We start from the raw sequence: 16,283 nt of genomic DNA, 5'->3' as shown, positions 1-16,283 counted from the left end.
CGGGCGGGCGGGCGGTCAGGGCTGGAGGCGCCGGCTGCTCCAGCCGGCCCCGGCGTCCGGTCCTGCGCCCTGCGCGCGCTCGTAGCGCAGCCGCCGGTGCAGCCGGTCCTTGCTGCCCTGCCAGAACTCCACGACGCGCGGGGCGAGCAGGTAGCCCGTGTACGCGGCCGGGCGCGGCACCGGTCCGCCGGCCGCGGCGACCCGCTCGGCGGCGGCCCGCAGCCGGTCCTCGTCGTCCAGCGGCATGCTCTGCTGGGAGACCGCCGACATGGGGTGGGTCTCCTTCGCGCGGGAGTCCCACAGCCGCTCGGACTCGGCCTCGGCGACCGGCGTGACCGGGCCGGCGAGGATGATCTGCTGCTTCGTCTCGCGCCAGTACAGCACCCCCGACGCCCAAGGCACGGAGGCCAGTTCGCGGCCCTTGCGGCTGCCGGAGTGGGTGGTGAAGAGCAGGCCCTCGTCCGGGGTGCCGACGATCTGCACGATGCGGTTGGCGGCGTGGCCATCGGCGTCGGTCGTGGCGAGCGCCAGGGCGCCGGGGTCGTCGACGCCCTTCGCGCGGGCGTCGGCCAGCCAGTCGCGGAACAGGCCGAGCGGGTCGGCCGGGGGCGAGTCGAAGACGCCGGCCGGGGACGGGGCGGTGGTGCTCGTGGCGGTGCTGGTCACTGGTGCCTCCCAGTCGTCGCTGCGGGGGCCTCGGGGGCCCCGGGGTCGGTGGTCGTCGGATGGTGCAGAGCCGCGCGGAACTCCGCGAGGATGGCGGCCCGTTGGGTCTCGCCGCGCAGGTAGAAGTGGCCGCCGGGCAGGACCCGCACGGTCAGCGGGCCGCGCGTGGTGGCGGCCCAGCGGCCGGGCGGGAGCGCGTCCTCCTCCTCGTCGCCCACGAAGGCGGTGACGGGGCAGTCGAGCGGGTCGCCGGGCGGGCACCGGTAGGTCTCGAAGGCGGTGACGTCGGCCCGGAAGGCGGCCACCGCCCGCTCCAGCAGCTCCGGGCGCTCCCGCACCGGGTCGGGCAGCCGGCCCCAGCGCCGCTCGACCTCGGCGAGGAACGCGTCGTCGGGCAGCGTGTGCAGGGGCGTGGCGGCGCGCGGGAGCGGTGGCGCGGGGCTCGCCGAGACGACGAGCCGCTCCGGCGCCGGGCCGCCCCGGGCCCGCAGGGTGCGGGCCACCGCGAGGGCGAGCAGCCCGCCGAAGCTGTGCCCGAACAGCACGAACGGCACGGTGGGGCGGGCCGTCGCCGCGACCTCCTCGGCGATCTCCTCGACGGTGGTCGTCGGCGGTTCGGCGGCCCGCGCGCCCCGCCCGGGCAGCTGCACCGCCGACAGGCGTACGGCGTCGGGCAGTTCGTCGGACCAGCGCGCGTACTCGCCGGGGGAGCCGCCCGCGTGGGCGAAGCAGAGGACCTCGCCGGTCGCGTCGGGGCGGGGGTGCCGGCGGACGAGCACCCGGCCGCCGCGCTTGACGTCGGTCGTCATCAGGCGTCGCTCCGTTCCGCCACCAGGACGGCCAGTTCGCCGGGGCTCTGCGCGTCGTACAGGTCGAGGGTGTCGAGGTCGGCGCCGTAGGAGGCGCGGACCTTGTCCAGGAGCTGGGCGGCGACCAGGGAGTCCCCGCCGAGGTCGAAGAAGCCGTCGTCCGGGCCGATGTCGGGCTCGGGGAGGCCGAGGATCTCCGCGAACAGCTTCTGGAGGGCGCCGGGGACGTCGTCGTCGGCGGCCTCCTGCGGGGCGGTGGGCTCGGGGGCCGGCTCGGGGTGCTGCTCCGGCGCCTCGACCACGTACCGCCGCCGCTGGTACGGGTAGCCCGGCAGGACCACCCGGCGCCGCAGGGCGTCCCCGTGCAGCCCGGCCCAGTCGGGCGTCTCGCCCCGCAGCCAGGCCCGGCCGATCTCGGCCAGCGCGCCGGCCTGTTCGGGCACGCCGTGGACGGCCGGGTCGTCGTCCGGCCCCGCGACGGTCAGGCGGGCGGCGCGGTCCACGGTGAGGGCGGCGACGGCGTCCGCGGTGCCCTCGACCACCGCGAAGGCGCGGTGGCGCAGCACCCGGCGACCCTCCTGGAGGGTCCGGCAGACGTCCGCGAGCGGCAGCCCGGGACGGGCCCGCAGGTGCTCCGCCAGCCGGTCCGCCATGGCGGACAGCGCCTCCGGGCCCGCCGCGGACAGCACGAGGAGCTGCGGCGCGCCGTCGTCCGGCGTGGTGGCGGGCGGTGCGGCCGGGGGCTCCTCGACGACGACGTGCGCGTTGGTGCCTCCGATGCCGAACGAGCTGACGCCCGCCCGGCGCGGTCCCGCTCCGGCGTCCCACTCCTCGGCGCGCTCGGCCACCGCGAAGGGGGTGCCGGCGAAGTCGATCTGCGGGTTCGGCTCGGTGAAGTGCGCGGTCGGCGGGATCAGCCCGCGCTCCACCGCGAGCACGGCCTTGATCAGGCCGGCCGCGCCGGCCGCCGCGTCGGTGTGCCCGATGTTGCTCTTGACGGCGCCGATCCGGCACGGCCGCTCCCGGTCGTCGCCGCTCTCCCCGAAGGCGCGGGTGAGCGCGGCCACCTCGATGGGGTCGCCGAGCGGCGTGGCCGTGCCGTGCGCCTCCACGTAGCCGATGCTGCCGGGCGACACCCCGGCCGCCTGCTGCGCCGCGCGCACGACCCGCGCCTGGCCGAGGACGCCGGGGGCGGTGAAGCCGACCCGGTCGGGGCCGTCGTTGCCGACGGCGGAGCCGCGCAGCACGGCGTGCACCCGGTCGCCGTCGGCCAGCGCGGCGGCCAGCGGGCGCAGTACGACGACGCCGACGCCGTCGGAGCCGACCGTGCCGTCCGCCGCCGCGTCGAAGGCCCGGCACACGCCCGACCGGGAGATGATCCCGCCCGGCGTGTACGGCGACTCCTTCTCCGGGCCGCGCACCGCCGCGCCGCCCGCGAGGGCCAGGTCGCAGTCGCCGGCCAGCAGGGCGCGGACCGCGGTGTGCACGGCGACCAGCGAGGTCGCGCAGGCCGCCTGCACGGTCACGGCGGGGCCGCGCAGGCCCAGCTTGTAGGCGACCCGGCCGGCCAGGTAGTCGGGCGCCGTGCCGAGCAGGATCTCCAGGTCGGAGAGCGACCCGGCCGCCTCCCGGTTCTCGCGCAGGGTCCGGTCGTAGCCGGTGTCGGTGCCGCCGGCGTAGACGCCGATCAGGCCCTCGTGCCGGCCGGGGTCGTGCCCGGCGTGGTCGAGGGCGTCGGCGGCGCATTCCAGGAACAGCCGGTGCTGCGGGCTCAGCAGCGTCGCCTCGCGCGGCGAGCAGCCGAAGCACTCCGCGTCGAACTCCTCGGGCCGGTCGAGGACGCCCCGCGCGGGTGTGTAGGTGCCGCCCGCAGTTGCGGGGCGGTCCTCGCCCCGGGTGACGGTGTCGCGGCCGGCCACCAGGTTGTCCCAGAACTCCTCGTGGTCCCGGGCGCCGGGGTAGCGGCAGGCGAGCCCGGTCACGGCGATGTCGGTGGCGGCGATGTCGGTGGCGGCGGTCATCGGGCGGCCACCCCCTGGTCGCGCAGATGGGTGGCGACGGCTCCGATGGTCGGATAGGTGAAGAGGTCCGTGAGCGGGACGTCGACGCCCATGCGGGTGTGCATCTCCTCGCGGACGGTGTGCAGCAGCAGGGAATGGCCGCCGAGATCGAAGAAATTGTCGGTGTACTCGACACGCGGCACTTCCAGCACGTCCTGCCAGATGCCGCGCAGCATTTCCTCCGCTGTAGTCATGATCCCTCCTCGGTCGCACGTATCCACAAGGGTCTACTGACGGGCCGAGGCCATGTCAAAAGCCGGTCCGTGGACGTGTCCAACCGCTCCGGCGCAACGGTTGGACAGCCTTGGACCGCTCGGATGGAGCGCTCGGAATTCTGACACTGGAAAGCAATCCGGCCCCCGCCCTAGCCTCGGGAGCCTTATGGAGAAAGGAATGCGAGGGAGAGGCATATGACGAACCCCCTGGTCGATTTCGGCGTCACGCACTTCGGTTGCGCGTTCGGTGAGGAGCGGGACGTCGCGACGACGGCGAAGGACTACGTCGACGACCCCGAGCGCGTCATGGGCTGGGGCTGCGACACCTACCACCGGGCCCCCGACGACGTCTTCGCCGTCGACCTGGCCACCGAGGCGGCGCGGAAGGCCCTGGCCGACGCCCGCCTCGACGCGGCCGACGTCGACCTCGTCGTCCTCGCCACCTCGGAGATGCCCGAGTACCTCTACTGGGACTCCTCCGCCGCGCTCGCCCGCGACCTCGGCATCGAGCGCACGAAGACGCTGCTCCTCGACAACGAGGGCTGCGGCGCCGGGATCACCGCCTTCGGGCACATCGCCGGCGCGATGGCGGTGCACCCGGACATCGAGACGGTGGTGTACGCGGCGGTCAACCGGGTCAGCGAGCACCACCGCAACCGCATGAACATCAACGACTGCGTGCACAGCGACGGCGCCGCCGCGGCGGTTCTGCGGCGCGGCCACACCGGGCTGCGCTGGCTGGCCACCGAGCACTTCTCCGACCCGGACGTCTGCGACTGGTTCCGCGGCGACTACGGCGGCGCCGTCGCCCCCGTGGCACCGCCCGGCTGGACCAGCGCCGAGTCGGTGGGCTACGCCAAGCTGCACGCCCACTTCGGCAACGACCCGCGGCGCCTGGAGCGGTTCCTGTCGGCCCGCAACACCAACGTCGTCGAGGCGGTCGACATGGCCCTCGACCGGGCCGGCCTCACCCGCGAGGACATCGACCGGGCCGTCTACATCAACGACGCCCGCCCCGGGGCCATCCAGAAGATCACCGACCCGCTCGGCGTGCCCGCCGAGCGCACCAACGCGCGCTTCGCCCGCGAGCACGGCCACATGGGCGCCGCCGACCAGTTGGTCTCCCTCGCCCTGCACCACGAACGAGGGGACCTCACCCCGGGCTCCCTGATCGCCCTGTGCGGCATCTCCACCGGCATGCGCTGGTGCGCCACGCTTCTGCGAGCCTGACGCCCGTCTTCCGGGTGCGGCACCGTCGTGGCCGGTCGCGCAGTTCCCCGCGCCCCTGGGGCATACAGTCCCGCCCGCCACATCGCACCCCTCTGCCGTAGCTGCGGGCAGTCGTGCCGCACCCGTCCCCCTCCACGCGTAGCTGCGGGCAGTCGTGCCGCTGGGGCGGCACGGGTGGGCGCAGCGGCACCCCGCTGCGCCGGGCCGCGACACGCCCCCCCCGCACCCACCCGAACGTATGCAGAGAGGACAAGGGGATAACCCCATGCCCAGCACCGATCTGATCCCCCGGCTCCGGAGCGCCGTGGCCGACGGCACCCCGCCCACGCCGGACATCCGCACCGCCCTCCTGGAATGCGAAGACCCCGCCCGCCTCCAGCGAGCGGGCCGCATCCTGGAGTCGTTCACCCCGGCCCCCGGCACCACGACCCAGCGCGAGATCCACGTCCTGGCCCTCGCCACCTGCACCCCCGGCTCCTACCCCGACCTCCTCCGCGCCGCCCTCTTCGGCGCGGGCGCCACCGCGAGGGTCGACACCGCCCCGTACGGCATGTTCGAGATGACCCTCGCCTCCGGCCCCGAGGACGCCCCCGACCTGGTGAGCTGCCTCCTGGACGACGCGTACTTCCTGCCCGACGACTGGTCGGCCCAGGACGTCCCCGCCGTGGCGGAGCACATCCACACCCGCCTCGCCGAACTCCGCGTCCTCGTCCTCGCCGCCGCGAGCCGCGGCGGCGCCGACGTCGTCCTGCACACCGTCCCGCTCCCGGCCCAGCTCCGCGACACCGTACTGGGCTGGCGCGAGCGCGCCGCCCTCGCCGAGGCATGGCACCGCCTCAACGCCGGCCTGCTGCACCTCGCCGAGGAGAGCCCCCGGGTCGCCGTCGCCGACCTGGCCGGCGCGCTCGCCGACTCCGCCGTCCGCGTCCGCGACGACCGCCTGCACCGCTTCGGCGACCTGCCCTACACCGACGCCGCCCTGGCCCTGCTCGCCGACGAGGTGCGCCGCTACGCGCAGGCCACCCTCGGCCTGTCCCGCAAGGTGCTCGCCCTCGACCTGGACAACACCCTGTGGGGCGGGGTCCTCGGCGAGGTCGGCCCGCACGGCGTCGAGCTGGGCGGGCTGTACCCGGGCAACTGCTACCAGGAGTTCCAGCGCACCGCGCTCCGGCTGCGCGAACAGGGCGTGGTGCTCGTCGCCGTCAGCAAGAACGACGCCGAGCCGGTGGACGAGGTCCTCGCCGAGCACCCGGAGATGCTGCTGCGCAAGGACGCGTTCTCCGCGGCGGCCGTCAACTGGTCCTCCAAGGCGGCCAACCTGCGGGAGATCGCCGAGACGCTCTCCCTGTCCACCGACTCCTTCGTCTTCGTGGACGACTCGCCCTTCGAATGCGGCCTCGTCGCCGACGAACTGCCCGGCACGACCGTCGTCCCGGCCGCCGGCGACCCCGCCCACCTGGTGCGCTCCCTGCTCGGCCGCGGCCTCTTCGACGTCGCCGAACTGACCGGCACCGACAAGGCCCGCCCGGACCTGTACCGCACCCGGGCCGAACGGCACGCCTTCTCCGGCGGGTTCGGCTCGCCCGAGGAGTACCTGCGCGCCCTGGACATCACCCTCACCCCGGCGCCCGCCGACCCTTACTCGGCGGCTCGCATGGCCCAACTGTCGCAGCGCACCAACCAGTTCAATCTCACCGGCGAGCGCTACGACGAGGCGGGCACCCGCTCCGCCGCCGAGTCCGCCGACCGGTTCGCCGCCTCCTTCGCGGTCCGTGACCGCTTCGGCGACGAGGGCATCGTCGGCGCCGCCTGGATCCGGCGGAGCGAGGAGGACGCCGGGCCGGTCTGGTCCGTGGAGAACTTCGTGCTCAGCTGCCGGGTGCTCGGCCGCGACGTCGAACTGGCCGCCGTGGCCTGGCTCGCCGAGCGCGCCCGGGAGGCCGGCGCCGTCGCCCTGGAGGGCCGCCACCGCGACACCGGACGCAACGGCGTCGCCGCCGGCCTCTGGGAGCGCGCCGGCTTCACCCCGACCGGCACCGAGGGCACGTACCGCCTCGACCTCACCGGCGAACTCCCGGCGCCCCCGGCCTGGATCTCCCACGCCACCACCGACAGCCACTGACACCCGGAGAACCGGCACCCGGAAAGGAGAACCCGACCATGCCCGACACCCCCGACGTACGCGACGAGGTCCTGGAGACCCTCAGCGAGGTGCTCGACACCAGCGAGGGCGAGCTGCGCGAGCAGCCCCGGCTCGCCGCCCACCAGTGGGACAGCCTCAGTTCGCTGCGGGCCTTCGTCCAGCTGGAGGAGCGCCTCGGCGTCACCCTCGACCTCAGGACCTTCAACACCGCCCGCTCCGTGGACGACATCGTCCGCCTCGTCGCCGCGTGAGCGACGCCCCGAACCCCACCGAAGGAGGCAGCACCACCATGACCGACACCGCGCAGACCCCCCGCACCTTCGCCGACGACACCGCGGCCGACGCCGAACTCCGGCGCCGCCACCGGGCGATCGTCGAGGACTACCTCAGCCGCAAGGGCGAGTCCCGGCTGACCCGCTACCAGCTCTTCGCCGAGGACGGCGAGGGCGGCCTGTGGACCGGCGACACCAAGGAGCCGATCGTGTCCCGGGGCCGCGACAAGCTGAAGGCACACGGCGAGTGGTCGCTCCAGTGCTTCCCGGACTGGGAGTGGAAGAACATCGAGGTGTACGAGACGCAGGACCCGAACCGGTTCTGGGTCGAGTGCGACGGCGAGGGCCAGATCCTCTTCCCGGGCTATCCGCCGGGGCAGTACAAGAACCACTTCCTGCACTTCTTCCAGCTGGAGGACGGGAAGATCAAGCAGGAGCGGGAGTTCATGAATCCGTACCAGCAACTGCGGGCACTGGGAATCGAGGTGCCGCAGATCAAGCGCGAGGGCATCCCGACCTGAGGGGTGACACACGTGACACAGGTGACACACGCGACACACAAGCCGCAGCAGCTGACCGGCGTATGGCGCCTGGCGTCGTTCCACGACGTGGGCGAGGCGGGCGAACGACTGCCCGGACCGCTGGGCCCCGATCCCGAGGGCCTGCTGGTCTACTCGGAGCTCGGCCATCTGTCGGTGACGATGATGCGCACCGGCGACGCCCCCGCCGCCGCCCCGGGCACCCGCCCGCCGGCCACGTACATGAGCTACGCCGGCGCGTGGCGACGCGAGGGCGACCGGGTGCACCACCACATCACGCTCGCCCCCGACCCGGCGTGGCTGGGCACCGTGCAGACCCGCGAACTGCGCCTGGACGGCGACACCCTCACGCTCTACGGCCACGCCCTCGTCGGACGCCCGCAGCTGCGGGTCCTCGAGTGGCACCGGGCAGCCGCCGCCGGACCGGCGGGAGAAGGAGGTTCCCAGTGACCGCGCCGACCCGGACCGCGGCCGCCGCGCCCCGTCCGTCCCAGCCGGACGGGGCGCGGCCCTGGGCCGCCCTCGCCGCCCTGTGCGTCGGCTTCTTCTTGCTGATGATGGACACCACCATCGTCAACGTGGCCGTCCCGGCGCTCATGTCCGACCTCGACATCGACCTCAACCAGGTCACCTGGGTCAACAGCGTCTACCTGCTGGCCTACGCCGTCCCGCTGCTGCTCTCCGGCCGGCTCGGCGACCGCCTCGGCCGCAAGCCGATGTACGTCGGCGGCCTGGTGCTCTTCACCGTCGCCTCGCTGCTGTGCGGCCTGGCCACCGGCCCGGAGCTGCTCATCGCGGGGCGGGCCCTGCAGGGCGTCGGGGCGGCCACCATGGCGCCGCAGACCATGGCGTTCATCGCCCAGCTCTTCCCGCCCGACCGGCGCGGCGCGGCCCTCGGCATCTGGGCCGCGGTGGGCGGCTTCGCCACCGCCATCGGCCCGCTGCTCGGCGGTCTGTTCGTCGACACCGCCGGCTGGGAGTGGATCTTCTGGGTGAACGTGCCGATCGGCGTGGGGGGCCTGTTCCTGGCGGCGGTCCTCGTGCCCGGCGGGGTGCGCGGCGCGCCGCGCGGCGAGCGGGAGCGCTTCGACGTGCTGGGCACCCTGCTCTCCTGCGCCGGCCTGCTCGCGCTGGTCTTCGCCGTGCAGGAGGGCCAGTACTACCACTGGTCCACGGTGGCGGGCCCGTTCACCGTGACCCACCTCATCGTGCTCGGCGTGCTGCTGCTGGCGGCGTTCGCGGTGCGCCAGCACTTCTTCCGGCAGCCGCTGATCCCGCTGTCGCTGTTCCGGCACCGCGACTTCTCGGCGGCCTGCGTCGGCGGCCTCGCGGTCGGCTTCGCGCTGACCGGCCTGTACCTGCCGCTGACGCTGTACCTCCAGACGGCCCGCGGCTACTCGCCGTTCGTGTTCGGCCTGATCACGCTGCCGCTGGCGGTCGCGGCGGGCGTCGTCGGCCCGTTCTCCGGCCGGCTGTCGGACCGGGTGAGCGGCGCGCGGGTGGCGATGGGCGGGTTCCTCGCCTTCGGCGGCGGCATCGCCGTCCTCGCCCTCACCGCGCGGGCCGGCACCCCGGTGTGGGCGTGGGTGCTCGCGCTCACGCTGTGCGGCGTCGGCACCGGCTCGCTCTTCTCACCGCTGGCCAACGTGGCGACCCGGGAGATCCCGGGGCCGGTGATGGGCGCCGCGTCCGGCGTCTACAACACCGCGCGCCAGGTGGGCAGCGTCTTCGGCAGCGCCGCGGTCAGCGTCCTGCTCCAGCGGGGACTCGCCGCCGGGGACGACTCCGACCCCGGCGCGGTGGCCGACGCCGTCTCCGGCGCCCTGTGGCTGCCGGTGGGCCTGCTCGCCGTCGGCCTGCTCGCCTGCCTGGCGATGCGGGGCGGGGCGGTGCGGGTCCGCCGGCGGGAGACCTGAGCGGCGGGCGCCGGGGGAGAGGTGAGCGGCGGGCGCCGGCGGGGGAGCCGAGCGGCGGCGGACGGCGTCCGGGCGCATTCGCGGTACCGCGCCCGGGCGCCGTCCGTGACTCAGCCGTTCGGCTGCTCCGCCGGCCCGGCCTCGGGATCCAGGCGTCGGGCGAACTCCTGCCACACCTGCGCGCAGCCGAGCGCGGCCTGGACGACCATCTCCCGGCTGTGCGGCGGCACGCTCGCCGCGATGCGCCGCCAGCCGTCCTCACCGATCGCCTGGGCGTCGAGCAGCCGCAGCAGCACCCGGCCGGGTTCGCTCAGCCGCAGTGCCGGGTCGTTGCGCAGCCGCCGCAGCAGGCCGCGGCGGTGGGCGCCGCGCCGGGGCGCCACGGGGACGCGGCGGACGCCGCCCGCGCGGTCGGCGTGCCCGTCCCGGCCGGCCCCGGCCTCCGCCCGCTCGGCCGCACCGTCGGCCCGGCCCACCGCCCCCCGGGGCGGCGCCGGGTCCTCGCCGCGCCGGACGCGGCTGCGCACGTCCCGCACCGTCTCCGGTGAGATGCCGGCCTCCCGGGCCACCGCGCGCAGCGAGAGCCCCGGGTCGCCGGCGATCAACTCCCCGGCGATGCGGCGCCCTTCGGCGCTGCTGACCGGCCGCTCCCGGCCGTCCTGGCCGATCCGCCGGGCGCCGTCGGCGGTCCCCGCGAGGCCGGCCTCCCGGCGCAGCGAGGCCACCGTGCGGGCGGCGAGGCCGGTGGCCGCCGCTATCCGGCGGTCGGACCAGCGCGGGTGGGTCGCGACGATGCGCGCGGCGGCGGCCCGGCGGTCGCTCAGGGAGAGCGGCAGGCCGTGCGAGACGTTGGTGCGCACCGCGAGGACGAACGCGTCCGCCTCGTCGCCCTCGAAGAACCGGGCCCGGATGCGCCGCGCCCCGCGCAGCTTGGCGGCGCGCAGCCGGTGCATGCCGTCGATGACCCGCATGGTGGGGCGGTGCACGATGATCGGCGGCAGCCGGCCCTCCACGTCGGCGAGCGCCTTGACGTGCTCGTCGTCCTCCCCGCTGCTGCGGGGCGTGCCGGTGTCCCCTAAGTGCTCCACCTCGACGAGGGTCTCGGCGGTCAACGGCGTGTCGGGGGTCTCGGTGGTCGTCGGGGTCGTGGCCGGGTGTGACGAGGCGTCGTCGTTGCGCACCGCGCGTCTCCAGTCTCGGTGAGGCCGTGAACGAGGATGGCGAGGGTGGCGTGACCTCGGTCGCCGGCGTCCCCCTCAACTCGGTTGCCCCAAAACGCCGTTGTGCAGTCGCCGAGTAATGTTTCACACACATGGCGAGACCCCGGTCCCACGGGACCGGGGTCTCGCCATGTGTGCGCTCAGCCGGTCGGAGGGGCGAACTCCGGCTGGTCGAGCACGCGCAGCCAACTGCCGTCCGGCTGGCGCCTGACCACCTGCGCGCGGGCCCCGGCCCCGTCCTTCGGCGGCGTCGAGGTGAGCGCGAGGTCGCCGCTGAGCAGCGTGGGCAGTGGCTCCTCGGGGGCGAACTCGACCCCGCCGGACAGCACCTTCTCCCACAGCGCGCGGATGGCCTCGCGGCCCACCGTCTGCTCGCCCGGCGGATAGGCCAGCACCGCGTCCTCTTCGTAGAGTGCGGCGACCCCCTCCGCGTCGCCGGCGTTGGACCGCTCGACGAAGAGGCGGGTGATGTCCTCGGGGCGCATGGCCTTCTCGTACTCCGACACGGGTTCCTCCCGGGGTGGTCCGTCCGTCACGACCGTCCGTCACTGCCTCCATGGTCGCCATCCGGGACTCAGAAGTCCAACAGATGAGACTTCTGTCATCTAGAATTGGTACTTATGGACCTGAGGCAGTTGGAGTACTTCGTCGCGGTGGCCGAGGAGGAGAGCTTCACCCGGGCCGCCGACCGGGTGGGCATCAGCCAGTCCGGCGTCAGCGCGCAGATCCGCCAGCTCGAACGGGAGCTGGGCGCCGGCCTCTTCGAGCGCTCCACCCGCCGGGTGACCCTCACCGTGGCGGGCCGGGCGGCCATCGGGCGGGCCCGCGCGGTGCTGGCCGCCGCCGAGGGCGTCGGACAGGCGGTGGACGAGGTGACCGGCCTGGTCCGGGGCCGGCTGATGGTCGGCATGGTCGTCGGCTGCACGGTCACGCCGCTCTTCGACGCGCTGGCCGCCTTCCACGACGAGCATCCCGGCGTCGCGATCTCCCTCCTGGAGGACCGCTCCGACCGCCTGCTCGACGCCGTGCGCGCGGGCACCCTCGACCTCGCCCTGGCCGGCACGACCGGCTCCGCCGCGGGGGACCTGCGCACCCTGACCGTCGTCAGCGAACGCCTGGTCGCCGCCGTCCCGCCCGGGCACCCGCTGGCGGCCGTCGCCCGTCCCACCCTGCGCGACGTGGTCGGCCACCCGATCGTGTGCATGCCGCCCGGCACCGGGGTGCGCGCGGCCTTCGACGACGCCTGCGCCGCGCAGGGGCTCACCCCGACGATCGCCCTCCAGGCGAGCGCGGGCAACGCCGTCGCCGACCTCGCGGCACGCGGCCTGGCCGTCGCCCTGCTGACCGAGTCGATGGCCGCCCCGCACGGCGCCCGCCTGCGGCACCGGCCCATCGAGGACGCCCCCGCCCCGGCCCTCCTCGTCCTCGCCTGGAAGGACACCGGCAACCCGGCCGTACCCGCCTTCCTCGCACACGCCCGGCCCGCGTTCACCTCCACCGGGGAGCCGGCCGTGGCCGGGTGAGGAGGCGGGTCAGGTCAACGCGCCCGCGGCCGGCAGCCCCTCGTCCGTGCCCGCCGCCCCCACCAGGCACAGGCCCACCGGGAGCCCGGCGACCCGCGCCCCGGGGACCGTCACCGCGGGCAGGTCGCCGAGACCCGCCAGGCAGGTCAGCCCGAGCAGCGCCGCGCGGACGCAGGGGGCCGGCGCGCCGTACGCCGGCGCGGGTCCCGGTGTGGCGGGGAGGGCGAGGACCGCGCCCCCCAGCCGCCGGTCGAGCCAGCGCCGCAGGCCCCGACGCGGCTGCGGGCGGCGGCCTCGCCGGCCGGGTCCACCGCGCGGGCCGCGCGGTGACGTGCGGGCCGAAGACCGGGCGGGCGCGACGGATCCAGGGGCCGCGCGCCCGCCAGACCTCGGCGGCCTGGACGGTGCCGAAGGCGTCCTGGCCGGCCGCACCCCGGACGGCCTCCCGGTCGGCCTGCAGCTCGTCGGACGCCACCTCGCCGACGGCACGGTGCTGCGGGTGGCGGCGGCCTACGAGACGGCCCGCCCCTGGTCCCACCGCCGCCCGACCCTCGCGCCCGCCGGGGTCTCCGCCGGGCTCTAGGAGACGAACCGCCACAGGTGGTCCGCCGTCCGGTTGTCCTCGTACTGCACCACCCGCGCACTGTCCGCCGTCGACATCCCGTCCACGCCGAGCACGAGACCGCTGTTGGCGTTCCGGACGCGGAACCAGCCGTCGCGGTTGTCCAGCAGGTGCCAGTAGTGGTCCGGGGTGCCGTTGTCGCGGTACTGCTGGACCTGGGCGCTGTTGGCGAGGGAGGCGTTGTTGACGGCCAGGAGCAGACCGCTGTGCTGGTTCTTGACCGTCCAGCGGTTGTTGCCGGTGTCGGTGAGCTGCCAGAGGTGGTCCGGGGTGCCGTTGTCCGCGAACTGCACCACATTGGCGCTGTCGGCTGTCGACATGCCGTCCACGCCGAGCACCTTGCCGCTGTTCTTGTTCTGGATCCGGTACCAGGTACCGCCCTTGACGATCGCGCGCGAGGCCGTGACGTTCCACTGCAGGACGCCGCCGGAGACGCCGGGCCGCAGTTGCGCCACGATCCGCAGGGCGGTGGTGGTGACCGGGGTGAAGGACACCCGGTTCCAGGCGTCCGCCGCCACCCCGTACGCCCCCGCGCCCGCGACCGGGCGCCAGGCGGTGCCGTCGAGGTACTCCAGGCGCCAGTCGGCCGGCGTCCGGCACTGGCCGTGGCCGGTGTCGTCGTACCAGTAGACCGACGCCGCCGAGACGGTCACCGGTGAGGTCCAGGTGTACTGGACCCACTCACTGGTGCCGAGGTGGTCCCACCAGGTGAAGCGGGGGTGCGACTGGTCGTAGGAACTGGTCGGGTCGTAGCCGCTGTTGAGCGCGTCCACCGTGTCGCCGGGGTGCGTCCAGGAGGCCGAGGGCACCGCCGGGAGCTGCCAGTCGCGGCCCCCCGAGCCGATGACCGGGAACGAGCTGATGCGCAGCGCCGCCGCGCCCATCGGGATCAGTGTGACGTCGGTCGTGGGCTCGGCGGAGGCGACCGGGCTCGGCTGGAGCGTGGTCACCACGCCCTGCTCGTCGGCCAGCCAGTTCGGGATGGCCTTCGCCTTCGCGGTGAGCGCCACCGGGGTGCCGGCCTGGGTGAAGGGGTTGCCGGTGGCGCCGGTGGTGGTCGGGGTGAACGTCCCCGGCAGCAGGCCGTAGTTCCACGCCGAGGTCGGGAACACCTCGTACTCCGTCCAGCGGGAGGACGCGTCGCCGGTGCGCAGGAAGTTCTGGCCGATCCGCAGGGCGTAGGTGAGCGGGCCGCGCCGGACGGAGAGGGAGTCGTGGTTCTTCGTCCAGGTCGTCGTGGCCACCTTCATCGGGAAGGTGGCGGAGACCGTGTCGCCGTTCGCCCAGGTCCGGTTCACAGCCACCCAGCCGGCGCCCCCGGTGGCCGCCACCGCCGCGCCGTTGACCTTCACCGACGGGCTGTCGCACCAGGAGGGGACGCGCAGGTAGAGGGGGAAGGCGGCGGTGCCGGTGAGGGAGAGCGCGAGGGAGACGGTGTCCTTGAAGGGGTACTCCGTCGTCTGCGTGATCTTCACGGTGGTGCCGTTCGCGCCCGCCTTCGCGGTCACCGTGACCGGCGCGTACAACACCGCCGCCAGGCCGTTGTCGGCCGTGGCCAGCCAGGCGTTCTCGGTGAAGTAGGCCCAGCCCTGGCCGTAGTTGTGCGGGCAGCAGCGGTAGTTGTCCACGCCGAGCAGGTACGCCTGCATGCCGAAGGTGTTCTGGAACTGGCCCTTGGTCTTGTCGTACCGGTCGAGCTGCACCTGGTTGGCGCTGGTCGCGTAGTGCAGGGTCGTGTGGTTCGGCTCCATCGACGCCGGCAGGGAGTTGAAGGCCAGGTTCTCCGTGCCGTCCGCCCAGGAGGCGTCGCCGGTCATCCGCGCCAGCGACTCGAAGGACTGCATGTACTCGACGATCCCGCAGGTCTCGAAGCCCTGGCGCGGATCCCCGTACCCGGGCCTGATGTTCTCGTCCCCGGCGAACCCGCCGCCCGGGAACTGCCCGTAGGTGCCCTGGATGGTGGCGTAGGTCCGGTACGCCGCGTCCGTCAGCGAGGCGTCGCCGCGCAGCGCCGCGTAGGCGGGCTCGGTGAAGCCCTGCGCGAGGCTGACGTTGTGCATCACCGGCAGGTTGTCGGTGTAGTCCGCGCTGTACTGGTGGATCTTGTCGGCCAGCCGCAGCAGCATGGCGTCGCCGGTGCGGGCGAACAGCCAGTGCACGGTGGACAGGTTGGTCGCCCAGCGCGTGGCGCCCCAGCTCTGGTTGAAGACCGACGCCCCGAAGGTGTTCTGGTAGCCGAGGAACTTGGTCAGGAACGGCACGATCCGCGCGTCCCCGCTGTACTCCTGGTACGTGCACAGCGCCTGGAGCAGCGGCATGTACGGCCAGAAGTCCGGGCCGCCGCCGAGCGAGGTGCGCAGCCGCGTCGGCCCGAAGAAGCCGTCGCCCTGGCCGGTGGCGAGGATGCCGTCCACCCAGGAGGCGACCTTCGCCCGCAGCCCGGCGTCCCCGGTGGTGCCCGCGAGGGAGGCCAGGCCCCGCAGCCAGTAGGGCAGTTCCTCCCAGCCCACCTCGGAGGGGCGGATCCAGCCGGTGGTGTCGCGCTGGAGGAAGTGCGACACCTCGTCGTACCGGCCGGCGATCCCGCCGGTCTCCAGCGCCAGTTGCTGCGCCAGCCAGCCGCCCGCCCGGACGCTGCCCGACGGCAGCTTCAGCAGCGGTGTGCGGGTCAGTCCGGCCGGGTTGGGGTGGTAGAGACCGCCCCCCGACGCGTCGCCGACCAGCGTGATGCGGGGGCCGCCCGAGCCGGCGGCCCAACTGTCGGTGACGGCCCGCCCGGCGAGGGCGAGCCCGCCGGCCAGGGCGGCTCCGGAGCGGAGGAAAGTGCGACGGTCCATGAACTGCTCCCAGCAGTCGAGGGGGGACAGACACGTCTTGCACAACGTTGTAATCGCTCATTGATCCAGGGGAACCCGCACGCGTCAACCCTTCCGGCAGCGTCGGGCCAACACCGCTTACCTGGCGGGTAATTGACCCTTCCGGCCCCCCGGCGGGAGGCTGCTCGCATCCCCGGCCCACCACGGACGCGTCCCTCGGGGGGCGTCCGGTGGCCGCCCGCTGCCCCGACC

At 74.6% G+C, this 16,283-nt stretch carries 14 protein-coding genes and 1 pseudogene; 8 read left to right on the top strand and 7 right to left on the bottom strand.

What is annotated here, in order from left to right; all coding sequences use genetic code 11:
- Positions 1-15 precede the first annotated feature (15 nt).
- From phzG to ACGFZL_RS12700, 4 genes are read right to left on the bottom strand one after another with little or no spacing between them, the layout of a single operon-like run.
- Positions 16-666 (bottom strand): phenazine biosynthesis FMN-dependent oxidase PhzG, encoded by a 651-nt coding sequence (gene phzG / locus ACGFZL_RS12715; RefSeq protein WP_393690992.1) that lies wholly within the window; start codon positions 664-666, stop codon positions 16-18.
- Positions 663-1,475: a thioesterase II family protein gene (locus ACGFZL_RS12710; RefSeq protein ID WP_393690990.1), complete on the bottom strand. Its 813-nt coding sequence runs from the start codon at positions 1,473-1,475 to the stop codon at positions 663-665. The genes phzG and ACGFZL_RS12710 overlap by 4 nt, the downstream gene beginning before the upstream one ends.
- Positions 1,475-3,496 carry a beta-ketoacyl synthase N-terminal-like domain-containing protein gene (locus ACGFZL_RS12705; protein ID WP_393690988.1) on the bottom strand — a complete coding sequence of 674 codons (2,022 nt, stop codon included), beginning with the start codon at positions 3,494-3,496 and terminating at the stop codon, positions 1,475-1,477. Before ACGFZL_RS12705 ends, ACGFZL_RS12710 begins: the two co-directional genes overlap by 1 nt.
- On the bottom strand, positions 3,493-3,729 hold the full coding sequence (locus ACGFZL_RS12700) for a phosphopantetheine-binding protein (RefSeq protein WP_355171159.1): 237 nt from the start codon (positions 3,727-3,729) through the stop codon (positions 3,493-3,495). The genes ACGFZL_RS12705 and ACGFZL_RS12700 overlap by 4 nt, the downstream gene beginning before the upstream one ends.
- Positions 3,730-3,945: 216 nt before the next feature.
- On the opposite strand from ACGFZL_RS12700, the gene ACGFZL_RS12695 reads away from it, so the two are divergent.
- The 6 genes from ACGFZL_RS12695 to ACGFZL_RS12670 all read left to right on the top strand — a co-directional run bounded on the left by ACGFZL_RS12695 (position 3,946) and on the right by ACGFZL_RS12670 (position 9,850).
- The gene (locus ACGFZL_RS12695) at positions 3,946-4,980 is read left to right on the top strand and encodes a 3-oxoacyl-[acyl-carrier-protein] synthase III C-terminal domain-containing protein (RefSeq protein ID WP_393690986.1); all 1,035 of its coding nucleotides are present in this window, start codon (positions 3,946-3,948) and stop codon (positions 4,978-4,980) included.
- Positions 4,981-5,245: 265 nt separating this feature from the next.
- Positions 5,246-7,102: an HAD-IIIC family phosphatase gene (locus ACGFZL_RS12690; RefSeq protein WP_393690984.1), complete on the top strand. Its 1,857-nt coding sequence runs from the start codon at positions 5,246-5,248 to the stop codon at positions 7,100-7,102.
- A 38-nt stretch (positions 7,103-7,140) separates the two neighbouring features.
- A complete protein-coding gene (locus tag ACGFZL_RS12685; RefSeq protein WP_355171153.1) occupies positions 7,141-7,374 on the top strand; it encodes an acyl carrier protein in 234 nt (77 codons plus the stop codon).
- A gap of 38 nt (positions 7,375-7,412) precedes the next feature.
- Positions 7,413-7,916, top strand: a complete 504-nt coding sequence (locus ACGFZL_RS12680) for a PhzA/PhzB family protein (protein ID WP_355171151.1) — start codon at positions 7,413-7,415, stop codon at positions 7,914-7,916.
- Positions 7,917-7,937: 21 nt separating this feature from the next.
- On the top strand, positions 7,938-8,384 hold the full coding sequence (locus tag ACGFZL_RS12675; RefSeq protein ID WP_393690981.1) for a lipocalin-like domain-containing protein: 447 nt from the start codon (positions 7,938-7,940) through the stop codon (positions 8,382-8,384).
- Positions 8,381-9,850, top strand: a complete 1,470-nt coding sequence (locus ACGFZL_RS12670; protein ID WP_393690979.1) for a DHA2 family efflux MFS transporter permease subunit — start codon at positions 8,381-8,383, stop codon at positions 9,848-9,850. The genes ACGFZL_RS12675 and ACGFZL_RS12670 overlap by 4 nt, the downstream gene beginning before the upstream one ends.
- 860 nt (positions 9,851-10,710) lie before the next feature.
- On the opposite strand, the pseudogene ACGFZL_RS32065 reads toward ACGFZL_RS12670, so the two are convergent.
- Both ACGFZL_RS32065 and ACGFZL_RS12660 read right to left on the bottom strand, forming a co-directional pair.
- A pseudogene (locus tag ACGFZL_RS32065) lies at positions 10,711-10,863 on the bottom strand (ParB/RepB/Spo0J family partition protein); the annotation flags it as partial.
- A 347-nt stretch (positions 10,864-11,210) separates the two neighbouring features.
- The gene (locus tag ACGFZL_RS12660) at positions 11,211-11,576 is read right to left on the bottom strand and encodes a nuclear transport factor 2 family protein (protein WP_355171143.1); all 366 of its coding nucleotides are present in this window, start codon (positions 11,574-11,576) and stop codon (positions 11,211-11,213) included.
- Positions 11,577-11,690: 114 nt separating this feature from the next.
- On the opposite strand from ACGFZL_RS12660, the gene ACGFZL_RS12655 reads away from it, so the two are divergent.
- A complete protein-coding gene (locus ACGFZL_RS12655) occupies positions 11,691-12,593 on the top strand; it encodes a LysR family transcriptional regulator (protein ID WP_393690974.1) in 903 nt (300 codons plus the stop codon).
- Positions 12,594-12,924: 331 nt separating this feature from the next.
- Positions 12,925-13,176 carry a hypothetical protein gene (locus ACGFZL_RS12650; RefSeq protein ID WP_393690972.1) on the top strand — a complete coding sequence of 84 codons (252 nt, stop codon included), beginning with the start codon at positions 12,925-12,927 and terminating at the stop codon, positions 13,174-13,176.
- Here the strand turns inward: ACGFZL_RS12650 and ACGFZL_RS12645 are convergent.
- Positions 13,173-16,052 carry an RICIN domain-containing protein gene (locus ACGFZL_RS12645; RefSeq protein WP_393690970.1) on the bottom strand — a complete coding sequence of 960 codons (2,880 nt, stop codon included), beginning with the start codon at positions 16,050-16,052 and terminating at the stop codon, positions 13,173-13,175. The two genes, ACGFZL_RS12650 and ACGFZL_RS12645, sit on opposite strands and share 4 nt — an antisense overlap.
- Between the last annotated feature and the right edge of the window lie 231 nt (positions 16,053-16,283).

Source organism: Streptomyces sp. NPDC048182, from assembly GCF_043202555.1.
GTDB lineage: Bacteria > Actinomycetota > Actinomycetes > Streptomycetales > Streptomycetaceae > Streptomyces.
This window is presented reverse-complemented; position numbering and strand designations above follow the sequence as displayed.

Bases quoted from the DNA above. Each gene is read 5' to 3' on its own strand.
- ACGFZL_RS12710 (WP_393690990.1), bottom strand. From the start codon at position 1,475: ATGACGACCGACGTCAAGCGCGGCGGCCGGGTGCTCGTCCGCCGGCAC.
- ACGFZL_RS12705 (WP_393690988.1), bottom strand. From the start codon at position 3,496: ATGACCGCCGCCACCGACATCGCCGCCACCGACATCGCCGTGACCGGG.
- ACGFZL_RS12700 (WP_355171159.1), bottom strand. From the start codon at position 3,729: ATGACTACAGCGGAGGAAATGCTGCGCGGCATCTGGCAGGACGTGCTG.
- ACGFZL_RS12695 (WP_393690986.1), top strand. From the start codon at position 3,946: ATGACGAACCCCCTGGTCGATTTCGGCGTCACGCACTTCGGTTGCGCG.
- ACGFZL_RS12690 (WP_393690984.1), top strand. From the start codon at position 5,246: ATGCCCAGCACCGATCTGATCCCCCGGCTCCGGAGCGCCGTGGCCGAC.
- ACGFZL_RS12685 (WP_355171153.1), top strand. From the start codon at position 7,141: ATGCCCGACACCCCCGACGTACGCGACGAGGTCCTGGAGACCCTCAGC.
- ACGFZL_RS12680 (WP_355171151.1), top strand. From the start codon at position 7,413: ATGACCGACACCGCGCAGACCCCCCGCACCTTCGCCGACGACACCGCG.
- ACGFZL_RS12655 (WP_393690974.1), top strand. From the start codon at position 11,691: ATGGACCTGAGGCAGTTGGAGTACTTCGTCGCGGTGGCCGAGGAGGAG.
- ACGFZL_RS12645 (WP_393690970.1), bottom strand. From the start codon at position 16,052: ATGGACCGTCGCACTTTCCTCCGCTCCGGAGCCGCCCTGGCCGGCGGG.